Origin of the sequence: Arthrobacter pascens (assembly GCF_017052465.1) — a bacterium.
Taxonomy (GTDB): Bacteria; Actinomycetota; Actinomycetes; order Actinomycetales; family Micrococcaceae; genus Arthrobacter; species Arthrobacter pascens.
Genome location: NZ_JAFHKT010000138.1, coordinates 15702 through 27906, shown reverse-complemented (window position 1 = coordinate 27906; position 12205 = coordinate 15702). Strand labels below are relative to the sequence as shown.

Here is a 12205-nt window from a genome sequence, read left to right as displayed (position 1 = left end):
AGCAGGAGTCCGGACACGCCAAGGGCGGGTCCATGCGCCTCGGGCCAGTTCCGGATTACGCGGTGCCGGTAGGGGAACTGTTTTCTGTTGCGCCATGGACCCGCCCACGGAATGCCACCGCCGCACGTGACCAGAGCGCTTCCGCGGTCCGATTGTCTCGGGAGTAGCCAGACAGACACCGGGCCAATTGCGTCCGTCCGTTGATCCTCAATGCTACGGACGGCCCATGCCCTGTCAACCGGCATCTGACCTGCCCTTACTTGCATCGTCGCAGGTCAGTGCCTAGTTCCGGAGGGGCTGGCCGCGGCAAATTCGCGGCTGTGCGGCTGTTTGTTGCGGGCTCCGCCAGCGGCCGTCAGGAGCCGAATGCGCCGGCCGAAAACAGCTCCCGGCCGTTCCTGACAGTCTGCAGGCACCGCGGATCCGTGCCCGTGTCCAGGGCCGGCAGCAGCGGCGTGCGGGCCCGCGGGTCTGTGCTCCAGGACTGCACCCTGCCGTCGGCGACCTGCACCATGAGCTCGTCGACCTCCCAGACCGCAAACGTGGCGGGCGCACCCGGCACCAGTTGCCCCGCCATCGGGTTGGGGTGCCTGGCGGCGCGCCAGCCGGCACGCGTGTGGCCAAGGAAGGCCGCCCGGGCCGAAATCCGCTGGGCATGGTTGTTGTGCTCCAGGCACGCCTTCACGGCGGCCCAGGGCCGCAGCGGGGTCACCGGGCTGTCGCTGCCGAAGCAGATGGGAACGCCGGCCGAGTAAAAGGACGCGAACGGATTCATGTCCTGGCTTCTGGAGCCCAGCCGCTGTTCATAGAGCCGGCCGGCGCCCCCCCAGGCGGCGTCGAAGCCAGGCTGGGCGCTGACGGTCACGGAATACCTGGCGAGCCTGGCGATTGCTTCGGCGTCGGCCATTTCCACGTGTTCAAACCGGTGTCCGGCGGCCCGGATCCGCTGCTCTCCCACCTCGGCGGCCGCCTGATCCAGTGCGTCCAGCGCGGCGTCAAGACCGGCATCGCCAATCACGTGGAAGCCGCCCTGGATGCCCAGGAGCGAACAGGCCGCGAGGTGGGCCGCTGCTTCGTCCGTGGACAGATAGGTTGTCCCCCTCTCCCCCGGCGCGTCAGCGTACGGCTCCCGGAGCGAGGCCGTGCGTGAACCGATCGACCCGTCGATATTGAGATCTCCGGCCAAGCCCCGGACCGGAACACCCAGTTCGGTGAGCAGGGCTTCGGCCTCGGGCTGCGACGCCACCAGCTGCCCCCAGTACGGCAGGACCTCTGGCAGTGCCGCGCCAGAGTCGCTGTTCCAGCCCGCTGCCAGCTGCAGGTCAAGGACACTTCCTATATGGGGAGCACCCATTTCCGCCACCGCCGCGTAGCCGTTCGCGGCAGCTTCCTCCAGGGCACGTCGCTGGTACGCCCGCAGCGTGTCTGCCGGCAGATTTCGGGCCGCCAGCCGGGCGGCGGCGTGCGCCGCGAGCTTGACATGTCCGCCGGCGGCGAAGCCGTCCAGCCCTTCGACCCGTGCCGCAGCGGCGAGGGATGGGGAAATGAGCGCGGAGTGGGCGTCCGTCCGGGAAAGGTAAACCTGCCGGCCACCCGCGGCCCGTTCCAGCTCGCCCGGTTCCGGCAGTGTGGAGTCGGTCCACAGGGACTCGTCCCAGCCGTGACCCAGGAGAGGGCCGTCCCCACCGGCAGCTGCGGCATCCGCAACAGCGTCAAGGAGCTGCCCCGCGGAACGGACGGCGCCCAGCTGCAGCGATTCCAGCGCGATCCCGGTCTCCGTCAGATGCACGTGCGAATCAACGAATCCGGGCGCGACGAGCGCTCCGCGGAGGTCGACGATGTCCATGGAACTGTCGGCGATCGACGTCGCCGCCTGTTCCGACCCCACCCATGCGACGGTGCCACCGTCCACGAGCATGGCCGTGGCGAAGGGATCGGCGGCGGTGTAGACGGAGCCGTTGCGGTACAGCGTGACTCCGGAACTGCCCGGACCGTCCTTGCCGCTGGTGGTTGCTTCGGTCATGAGGGGAGGAACTCCTTGATGCTTGATTTGTTGTCAGGGATGGCTTTCAGACCCTAGACCACGGTGGAGTAGGCGACGACTCCGCGCCGGACAATCTTGATGGCCTCGCTGCACAGCCTGGCGAGCCGCGGCTCCAGCCCAGGGATTTTGGCCAGCTGGTCGAGCAGGTCAATCACCTGCTTGACCCAACGGACGAAGTCCCCGGCGGCGAGATCCGTACCATTGAGCACGTCCTGGAGGTGCCGGCCGCGGGCCCACTTGTAGATGGGCCAGACCAGTCCCAGTTCCGGCTCGCCGGTCAACGGGAGCTTGTTCTGCTCTTCCACGTCCTCCAGGGCGGACCATTCATGGACCACGATATCCACTGCCGTTTCCAGCGACACGCTGGGCATGCGCGGACGAAGGCCGCGGTCCTCGCGCTTCGCCTGGTACACCAGCACGCTGGCGAGGGCGGCCACCTCAATGGCGTCGAGGTCGTCAAAGGCGCCCTGGCGCAGCGCCTGTGAAATCAGCAGGTCCTTTTCGCCGTAGATGCGGCGCAGGCGCTGTCCGTCAGTGCTGATTCGGTGCTGTCCGGGTTCCGGTGTCTCCAGGTAGCCGTACACGGAGAGGACATCACAGACCCGGTCAAAGGTCTTGGCGATAGTATTGGTCCTGCCCTGGATCTGGCGGACCAGGCCGTCGGTTTCCTTGCGCAGCTTCCACCACCGTTCAGACCACCGCGCGTGGTCCTCGCGTTCGCTGCAGCCGTGGCAGGGGTGGGCGCGCAGTGCCCGCCGAAGTTCGGCGATCTTCTTTTCCTGGTTCGGAAAGCCTGCTCCGAGGCCGAAGTCGGTGTTGCGCGGGTTGCCGGGAGCCGGCGGACGGTTCTCCCGCAGTGCATTGCGGACGGACGAGGCCAGGTCCCTGCGGGATTTCGGGACTTTGGCGTTGAAGGACTTCGGAATCCTGATCCGGGTCAGCGGTGATATGGGCCCCTCGAGGTCGTCGATGCCGATCCTGCGCAGCTGGTTTTCCATGGTGAGCACGGCCGGGCGGGGCTCGCGTGAGCTGTGGTCAGAACTCAGTACCACTGCGTAACCGGGTGCGCGGCCGGCCGGAACGTCAACCACATCGCCGGGCAGGAGGCGGCTGAGGGAATCCTCGTTCAGCGATTTCCGCGCCCTGGATTTGCCCCGTGAGGTGAAGTTCTCGGCGTCGGATAGCTCCCGCCGCAGCCGGGCATATTCGGTGAAGTCGCCCAGGTGGCAGGTCATGGACTTGGCGTACCCCGCCAGTGATTCCTCCCGGCTCCGCACCTGCTTGGCCAGGCCCACCACGGACCGGTCAGCCTGGAACTGGGCAAACGAGGATTCGAGGATTTCCCGTGCCCGTGGCCGTCCAAACTGTGCCAGGAGGTTGATGCTCATGTTGTAGGTGGGCCTGAAGCTGGAATTCAGCGGGTACGTCCGCCTTGATGCCAGGCCCGCAACGGCCGTCGGGTCGGTGCCGGGCTGCCACAGCACTACGGCGTGGCCCTCGACATCGATGCCACGCCGGCCCGCCCGGCCGGTGAGCTGCGTGTACTCCCCCGCCGTGATGTCCACGTGCGCTTCGCCGTTGAATTTATCCAACTTCTCCAGGACCACACAGCGTGCCGGCATGTTGACGCCCAGGGCCAGCGTTTCGGTGGCGAACACAGCCTTGACAAGGCCCTCGGCGAAGAGTTTCTCCACCACTTCCTTGAACGTGGGCAGCATGCCGGCGTGGTGGGCCGCTATGCCCCGGAGCAGCCCGTCGCGCCAATTCCAAAAGCCCAGCACTTCAAGGTCGTCGGACGGGATGTCCTGCCCGGCTTCATCGACGCGCTGGGCGATGATCCGCTGTTCCCTCTCGGTGGTCAGCCACAGCCCGGCGGTAACGCACTGCGTGACTGCAGCATCGCAGCCGGCCCGGGAGAAGATGAAGGTAATGGCGGGCAGCAGATCCTGCCGGTCCAGGCTGGCAATCACCTGCGGCCGGCTGGCCCGGCGGATTGCCGTGCGCGGTGCCGCCTGCTGGGACCGGTCCTCGGCACGCTGACGGTGCTGCCGCCGCTGGCTCCGGCCGCCATGCCCGAACCGGCCCTGGAAATTCAGCTGGCTCTCCGCGCGGGCCATGGACAGCAGCTCGGGGTTGACCTCGAATCCGCGCTGTCCGGCGTCGTCGGCAGTGGGCGCGGCCGGGAGGGCCGAGGCTGTGGCGGGGTCCCCTTCGGGGGCGATTTCGTCGAAGGCAGTGTCCCCGGCGAACAGGTCCACGATCTCCTTGCCCACCATTACGTGCTGCCAGAGCGGAACGGGGCGGTGCTCGGAGACGATGACGTCGGTGTCTCCCCTGACCGTGTCCAGCCACGCACCGAATTCCTCGGCGTTCGAAACAGTGGCACTCAGCGAGGCCACCTGCACTTCGCTCGGGAGGTGGATGATGACTTCCTCCCACACCGCGCCCCGGAACCGGTCGGCCAGGTAGTGGACCTCGTCCATGACGACGAAGCCGAGGTCGTCGAGGGTAGCTGAATCGGCGTAGAGCATGTTCCTGAGAACCTCGGTGGTCATCACCACCACGGGCGCGTCGCCGTTGATGCTGGTGTCACCGGTCAGCAGGCCCACACTGTCCGCACCGTACTTGTCGGCCAGCTCGGTGTACTTCTGGTTGCTCAGTGCCTTGATGGGCGTCGTGTAGAAGGCCTTCAGCCCGCGTTGCAGGGCAAGGTAGATGGCAAATTCGCCCACAATCGTCTTCCCGGCACCGGTGGGCGCGGCCACCAGGACGCCCCGGCCGTCCTGGAGCGAACGGCAGGCGTGACGCTGAAAGTCGTCCAGTTCAAAGTCAAGGGTGCGGGCGAACGCTCCGAGGTAGGTTTTGGATTCCGCCGTCCGCTCGGCGCTGGCCCTGTATCGTTCGGCTGGCGACATTGAATCCGGTGATGTGGACATTCCTCAAGCCTAGCTGGGCGGACGCTAGAGATTCTTCAGTTCGCTGCCCGGGGTCGCGATATCGGCCGTGGCCTCGGTCTCAGCTGCGCGCTTGGCAGCCCGGCGGTCGCGGCGGCGGTCATTGAGGAGGCACAGGCCGATGGCGGCGAAAAACAGTGCAAGCATGGGGCCCGCGAGATAGAACATGCTCATGGCGTCGGCTCCCGGCGCTGCCATGGCAGCAAACAGGCACACGAGAAAAACGGTGATCCGCCAGCTCTTAACGAGCTGCGCACCACGGAGGATCCCGGCGAGGTTGAGTCCGAACAGGACCACCGGCAGCAGGAAGGCGATGCCGAACGCCAGCAGCAGCCGGAGGACAAACGACAGGTAGACCTGGGCGCTGATGAAGTTGGAACCGCCGGATGGCGTGAATTCCGTCAGGACCCTCACAGCATTGGGCAGGACCAGCCATGCCAGCGTGACGCCGCCGACGAACAGGGGCACGGCCGCCGCGACGAACGACAGCGCCAGGCGCCGCTCCTTTTTGTGGAGGCCGGGCACGATGAAGGCCCACAGCTGGTACAGCCACACCGGGCTGGCGATGATCACGCCCAGGAATACTGACACCTGGATCATGAGGTCGAATGAACTTGCTACGCCGTCAAAGTTGAGGGTCGCCTGACGGCCCTCGTTCTCATTGAGATCGCGGATGGGCTTGATCAGGGCAGCCAGCATCGGCTGATAGACCATGAACCCTGCGACGGTGGCAAGGACAACCGCGATGGCGGACTTGAACAGCCTGTTCCTGAGTTCCTTCAGATGGTCCAGCAGCGCCATCCGTCCCTCAGGATTGGATCGACGACCCATGGTTACTGCCATGTGGACTTAGGCGCGGTTCGGCGGCTGAGCGTCGTGGCCGTCTGCAGGATTGTTATCGGTCGAGGCGGAGCGCGGGTGGTTCACGACTTTGCCTTCAACAGGACCGGAACCGTCCTTCGCGTCCGCCGTGTCGTCCTTCTTCATCTCGCGGACTTCCGACTTAAAGATGCGCATCGACTGGCCCAGGCTCCGGGCCATGCCGGGAAGCTTTGGTGCCGCAAAAAGCACCAACGCCAGAACGATGATAATGATGAGATGCCAGCCTTCAAGCCTCATGGCGGGTGGTCCTTTCGTTTAAGTACATCCTACGTTTATCCCAATTCGATGTCGCGCAAAGCCTGGGGCTGTCCCCGCTCGGCCTTGCGCCGGATCCTGCGTTGCCGCCGGACCTCCACGCGGAATGACTTTGATTCGTGGTAATCATGGCGCATCTCATGCGGTGAGGCAAAGACGGCGGCTCCCGGCGGGACACGCCGCACCCGCGGCCCGCCGCCGTCCGCTGCGTCCGCCGCAGAGTCGGGGCCGGGCAGGTGGCCCAGTTTGTCTCCGGCCGCCCCAAGTTCCTTCACGGTTGTCATGAATTTTCGGAACAGCCGGATTCCCAACAGCAGATAGAAGAGCAGGGAAAGCGCTATCAGCGCAATCCAGATCAGGATCCATGACCACCAAGGCATGCTGAGTAGTCTAGCGGGCGTACTGGGCCAAGGCCGCTTCGATCCAGTCCCGGGACGCCTCCGCTAGCCCGGCGGGGTCGAGAATCCTGACCGCACCGCCGTGCTGCGCAACGAACATGGGCAACCATGAGGTGCTGCCGAACCGGATCTCGGCCACCAGCCCGCCGTCGGGCAGGGCGGCCGTCCGCTCCGCGTAGTAGTCGTCCGCCAGCCCGGCGCCCCGGGCGGTGAGCTGAACGGTCACGAGCGTGTCGTCGTCGTTCGGGGTGAAGAGCTTGGCCGGAAACCCGCCGTCGGGCAACACCGGCGCCGAGACGGGCCGCCCGTTGGGCCTGAGGTCTTCGATGCGGTCCAGCCTGAAGTTCCTCAATCCTTCCGCCGAGTGGCAGTACGCCTCGAAGTACCAGGTGTTGTCCATGGAATAGAGCCGGAGAGGGTCCACGTCGCGCTCTGAGAGGGAATCCTTTTGTGCCGACAGGTAGACAAGGTGTAGCTGCTGCCTGGACATGACGGCCTCGCGGATCGTCTCAAGGTTGGCGGTGTTGCCCGGACCCACCTCCGGAGACAGAGCACCTGCCCGCAGCCCCTCCTCCCCCGCAGCCGCCATGAGCTTCAGCGTGACGGACTCCAGGGCGCCCCCTTCGGCGAGCCCGGGCAGTCCGTTGAGGGTCTCCAGGCCCGTCAGCAGTGCACAGGCCTCGTCCACTGTGAACCGGACGGGCCTGTTGAGCTCCAGCGACTGGGTGATGAAGACGTGGTCGTCCTCCCACTGGATGTCCAGCAGCTCATCGGGATAGCCCTGCGGAAGGCCGGAGCAGATGAGGATCAGCAGGTCGTTTTCAAGTTCCTGCCGCGTGATGCCGAACTGGTCCGCCACGTCTTGGATATGGAGGCCCTGGTTGTGCACCAGGAAAGGCACCAGCTGGAGCATGCGCTTGAGCTGGTCCTCTGAAGTGCGTTTGCGGGCGCGCTTCCCCGCGGCACCGCCGGAGAAAGTGTAGTTGGGCACGGGCTCCGCCAGGAACGCTGCGGCGCCCTCCAGCCGGCGGCGGACTGCGGAGGCCAGCTCCGCAGGCTCGACCACTTTGGCATTTGGACCATAGGACGCAAGTTCCTCGCCGAGCAGCTCAGCATCCCGGTAGGGAACGGCCAGCCGGTCCCACCCGTCGTCGGGCCTTCCGGCCGCCGATCCGACGGTGGCAGGTTGCGCCCGCTTGCGCAGCCCCAGCAGGCGGTCGTTCCGGACATCGACGACGGCGGACCGCTGCGGGAGCTCCGGGAGACTGTCCAGCTCGGCGCGGACGTTGAAGCCTGACGGCGGCGCAAAGGTCTCCTTCGCCAGCACCGATACCGCGGAGGTGAAACGTGAGAGCCGGAAGAACCGCTCCGCTTGGCGGCCACGGTCATAGCCCACCAGATACCACTGGCCGAACCGGCTGCCCAGCCCCCAGGGCTCAACCACCCGTTCCTCTTCCCTGCCCGTGCTGCCGGCAAGGTACCGGAACCGGACCGGGTGCTGGGCGTGCATCGCGCCCACGAGGTCTTCAAAGGCCTGGCCCGCCGGCTTGATCCGTGGCTGCACGCCGGCCGGCAACGCAACGTCCGCCAGGCTGCCCGAGGCCTGCAGCTTGCGCATGGCGTTCGTGGCCGCCGGGCCGAGGGCAGCCTGTTCCCACAGCTGGGAGGCCAGCAGCAGGACCGTCCATTCATCACGGGTGAGCTCCACGCCGGGCAGGCGGTTCGATTCCTTGCCGATCCGGTACCGCGTGGTCGCAGGATCGTCCGAGCTCCATCCGAGGTCCGTCACGGTTTCGACCTCGAAGCCGAAATCCCTGAGGTCGTTTTTGTCCCGTTCGAACATCCGGCCAAAGGCCGCATCACTCGCCGCGCTGTCGTAGATCTTGTCCCGAAGCTCGCTGCGCCGCAGCCCGTACCTGGAGTTCAGGAGGGCGATCAGGAGGTTCAGCAGACGTTCAGTTCGTTGGGCGGACACTCTCGCTACGTTACTAAAGCTGTGTCCGGAAAAACGCCAAAGCGCGGCAACAATGCGGAAATTCCTTCCGATTGTTACCGCGCTTCAGCTGGAGCTGACCGCAGGACGCCTAGGGAGCAGGCGTGCCGCAGGGCACCTGGTGGACTTAGCGGACGCCCACGAGGTCCACAACGAAGATCAGGGCCTCGTTCGGGCCGATGGCTCCGCCGGCACCGCGTGAGCCGTAGGCGAGCTCCGACGGGATCTCGAGACGGCGGCGGCCGCCGACCTTCATGCCCAGCAGGCCCTGGTCCCAGCCCTGGATGACCTGGCCGACGCCGACCCTGAAGTCCAGCGGCGCGCCGCGGCCCCAGGAAGCGTCGAACTCTTCGCCGGTGGACCAGGCAACGCCGACGTAGTGGGTGGAGACGGTGTCGCCGGCCTTGGCTTCGGGACCGTCGCCCTCGATGAGGTCCGTGATGACGAGTTCCGTGGGGACGGGGCCTTCAGGGAAGTCAATTTCCGGCTTCTGGCGGTCGAGGTTGCGCTGACCAAATGACATGGTTGCTCCTTCTGCTAGGTAGGTGAACTGCTCTGGGGAACTTACTTGGTGCCGAGGATGTCGACCACGAACACGAGGTCGCCCTTGGCTTCGCCCTGGCCGGCGTCACCGTAGGCGAGGGCCTTGGGGATGACGAGGAGCACGCGGGAGCCGACAGTCTTGCCGGTCAGGCCCTGGGTCCAGCCCTTGATGACGTTGTTCAGCGGGAAGGTGGCCTTCTCCTTGCGGTCGAAGCTCGAATCGAACTTCTTGCCGCTGGCGAGGGCGACGCCCACGTAGTTCACCGTCAGGGTATCCGTGGCCTTGACCTCGGGGCCCTTGCCCTTGATCAGGTCCTGCGCGATGAGCTCCTTCGGGGCTGCGACGCCCTTGACGTCCAGCTCGGGCACGCCGTCCTTCTCGGTGACCTTCGGCAGGCCTGCCGGCGGGGTGACGCTGTCACCTTCAGGCTTGTCCAGCACCTTTGGCGCGTCCTTGGCGGACAGCACCTTGATGATGAGGAGCTGCGACGGCTGCGCTTCGGCGCCCTGCGCGGCAGCCTGGCCGGGGGCCGCCAGTGCCAGGTGCGACCCGATCTTCGCGCCCACGAAGGCGTTGTAGATGATGGGGCTCTGGGTCTTGAGATCGTCGTTCAGCTCAATGGGCTGCGGATCCTTGGGGAAGCTGTCATCAAGGGTGGCGCCGTCCTTGCCGTTCAGTGCCAGGACGGAGACCTCGGCAATCTGGTTGGCCTTAACCCGGTCCCCGTTGCCTTCTGTCACCACCTTCACCGTGGGCTCGGTGACGTCGAGGGGCTTCGTGAATTCGACCTTTGGAGCCTTCTTGTCTCCGTTTTCAGTCAGCTTCAGGGAGTCCAGCTTGGCTGTCTCACCCGCGGACTGGCTGGTCGGCTCCGGGGCTGCAGGCTCTCCGCCGCCACAGGCGGTCAGCAGAAGCAGTCCGGGAATGAGAATTGCTAGTAGTCGGCGCACTTAAGAACTTTCGTCGGGGCAAGATGGATGCTGCCGGGGCGAGGAATGCGCCCGGCCAAGCAGTCGCGACCGCAAAACGGCCTATTCCAGAGTAACGCCTGAACCTGAATATCAGCCCATAGAGTCAAGAAGCGCATCCACACGCTCATCGACGCTGCGGAACGGGTCCTTGCACAGGATGGTCTGGTGAGCCCGGTCATTGAGCTTCAGATGGACCCAGTCGACGGTGTAGTCCCGTCCCAGTTCCTGCGCCCGCCGGACAAAGTCGCCGCGCAGTTTCGCCCGGGTGGTCTGCGGCGGCGCATCCACCGCATCCTTGACGGACGTCTCCTCGGTGACCCGGCGGACGGCCCCGCGAGACTGGAGCAGGTAAAAGAGGCCACGGCTGCGGGAAATGTCATGGTAGGTCAGGTCCAGCTGGGCAATGCGGGGGGCGTCAAGCCCCAGCCCGTGCCGGTTCCGGTAGCCGTCCATGAGCTTCTTCTTGATGGCCCAGTCGATTTCGGTGTCGATGGTGCTCGTGTCACCGCTTTCAATGGCTTTCAGGGTCCTGCCCCACAGATCCAGGATCAGCGGCACGTGCGGATTGTGGGCGCCGTTCTCCTGCACGAAGGCCGTGACCTTGTTCAGGTACTCCTGCTGAATCTCCAGCGCTGTCAGCTGGCGTCCGTTGGCAAGCCGGACCAGGGCACGGCCACTCAGGTCGTGTGAGATCTCGCGGATGCTCCGGATCGGATTCTCCATGCGCATGTCCCGCATGATGACACCGGCCTCGATCATCCGCAGGATCAGGTCAACCGTTCCCACCTTGAGAAGCGCCGTGGTTTCGGACATGTTCGAATCCCCGACGATGACGTGGAGCCTGCGGTAGAACTCGGCGTCGGCGTGCGGTTCGTCGCGGGTGTTGATGATCGGACGTGACCGGGTGGTGGCTGAGGAGACGCCTTCCCAGATGTGGTCCGCCCGCTGCGAGAAGGCGTAGGTTGCCCCGTGCGGAGTCTTGAGGATTTTGCCGGCACCGGCGATGAGCTGGCGGGTGACAAGGAACGGAATGAGGATTTCCGCCAGTCTGGTGAATTCACCGCGGCGTGGAATCAGGTAGTTCTCATGGCTGCCGTACGAGTTGCCGGCGGAGTCGGTGTTGTTCTTGAACAGGTACACCGTGCCGTTGAAGCCTTCGGCCGCGAGCCGGGACTGGGCCTCGTCCACGAGGTCGTCCAGGATGAGTTCTCCGGCGCGGTCGTGCGCGATCAGCTGCACGAGGTCGTCGCATTCTGCCGTGGCGTACTCCGGATGCGAGCCGACATCCAGGTACAGGCGGGAGCCGTTGGTCAGGAACACGTTGGACGACCGGCCCCAGCTGACAACCTTGCGGAAGAGGTACCGTGCCACTTCCTCGGGGGCCAGCGGGCGGGAGTCCGGGCTCGAATATGAAATGCCGAATTCGGTCTCGATGCCGAATATTCTCTTATCCATCTCAGCTCTCCTCTGCCAGAAGGTCCATGACATCGGCGTCCGTCAGCCGTCGGAAAGCGCGCCGCGTGCCCCTGCTGCTTTCCGACACCCGGTCCAGCACCGCAACTTCGAGGGCTTTCGCAGGAAGGTCGGCCGTCTCATTGTCCGTTACGAGGCCTTTGACGGCGAGCCGGATGGCCCCGGCAAAGGACAGGTCGCGCTGCCACCCCGTCTCCACCGCTCCGGAGACTTTGTCCGCCTGCCCGCCCATCACGATGAAGCCGTGCTCATCCGCGATGGAGCCGTCAAAGGTGAGGCGGTACAGGTGGTCCTGGTCCTGGGACGCGCCCACCTCGGCCACGGCCAGCTCCACCTCAAAGGGCTTCTGCTCCGCGGTGAAGACGGCGCCCAGGCTCTGCGCGTAGACGCTTGCCAGCCCGCGGGCGGTGACATCCTCGCGGTCATAGGAGTACCCGCGGACATCCGCGTAGCGCACCCCGGCCTGGCGGAGGCTCTCAAACTCGTTGTACTTGCCCACGGCCGCGAAGGCAATCTTGTCGTAGATCTCGCCGATCTTATGCAGGGACGGTGACGGGTTTTCCGCCACTAGGGCAATGCCGTCCTCGCAGCTGACCACCACCACAGACCGCCCTCTGGCAATGCCTTTCCGTGCGAAGTCCGCACGGTCCTTCATCAGCTGCTCGGGCGACACATAGAACTGCTGGGTCAT

10 protein-coding genes are annotated in these 12205 nt (G+C 65.5%); all 10 read right to left on the bottom strand.

Annotated features, from left to right (window positions below; translation table 11 throughout):
• Window positions 1-355 precede the first annotated feature (355 nt).
• Complete coding sequence (locus tag JYA52_RS11405; protein ID WP_205653299.1) at window positions 356-2023, bottom strand: amidohydrolase; 1668 nt, start codon at window positions 2021-2023, stop codon at window positions 356-358.
• A gap of 53 nt (window positions 2024-2076) precedes the next feature.
• Window positions 2077-4980 (bottom strand): DEAD/DEAH box helicase, encoded by a 2904-nt coding sequence (locus JYA52_RS11400; protein ID WP_205653298.1) that lies wholly within the window; start codon window positions 4978-4980, stop codon window positions 2077-2079.
• A gap of 24 nt (window positions 4981-5004) precedes the next feature.
• Entirely contained in the window at window positions 5005-5841 is an 837-nt protein-coding gene (gene tatC, locus JYA52_RS11395; RefSeq protein ID WP_205653297.1) for a twin-arginine translocase subunit TatC, read from the bottom strand.
• A gap of 6 nt (window positions 5842-5847) precedes the next feature.
• Window positions 5848-6117 carry a Sec-independent protein translocase subunit TatA gene (gene tatA, locus JYA52_RS11390; protein WP_205653296.1) on the bottom strand — a complete coding sequence of 90 codons (270 nt, stop codon included), beginning with the start codon at window positions 6115-6117 and terminating at the stop codon, window positions 5848-5850.
• 35 nt (window positions 6118-6152) lie between these two features.
• Window positions 6153-6515: a hypothetical protein gene (locus tag JYA52_RS11385; protein ID WP_205653295.1), complete on the bottom strand. Its 363-nt coding sequence runs from the start codon at window positions 6513-6515 to the stop codon at window positions 6153-6155.
• Window positions 6516-6525: 10 nt separating this feature from the next.
• The gene (locus JYA52_RS11380) at window positions 6526-8508 is read right to left on the bottom strand and encodes a helix-turn-helix transcriptional regulator (RefSeq protein WP_205653294.1); all 1983 of its coding nucleotides are present in this window, start codon (window positions 8506-8508) and stop codon (window positions 6526-6528) included.
• A gap of 145 nt (window positions 8509-8653) precedes the next feature.
• Window positions 8654-9049, bottom strand: a complete 396-nt coding sequence (locus JYA52_RS11375) for an FKBP-type peptidyl-prolyl cis-trans isomerase (protein ID WP_205653293.1) — start codon at window positions 9047-9049, stop codon at window positions 8654-8656.
• Window positions 9050-9090: 41 nt separating this feature from the next.
• Window positions 9091-10020, bottom strand: a complete 930-nt coding sequence (locus JYA52_RS11370; RefSeq protein WP_205653292.1) for an FKBP-type peptidyl-prolyl cis-trans isomerase — start codon at window positions 10018-10020, stop codon at window positions 9091-9093.
• A 111-nt stretch (window positions 10021-10131) separates the two neighbouring features.
• Window positions 10132-11496 (bottom strand): Pup--protein ligase, encoded by a 1365-nt coding sequence (gene pafA / locus JYA52_RS11365; protein WP_205653291.1) that lies wholly within the window; start codon window positions 11494-11496, stop codon window positions 10132-10134.
• A gap of 1 nt (window position 11497) precedes the next feature.
• Window positions 11498-12205, bottom strand: coding sequence for a proteasome subunit alpha (gene prcA / locus JYA52_RS11360; RefSeq protein WP_205653290.1), 708 nt, complete (start codon window positions 12203-12205; stop codon window positions 11498-11500).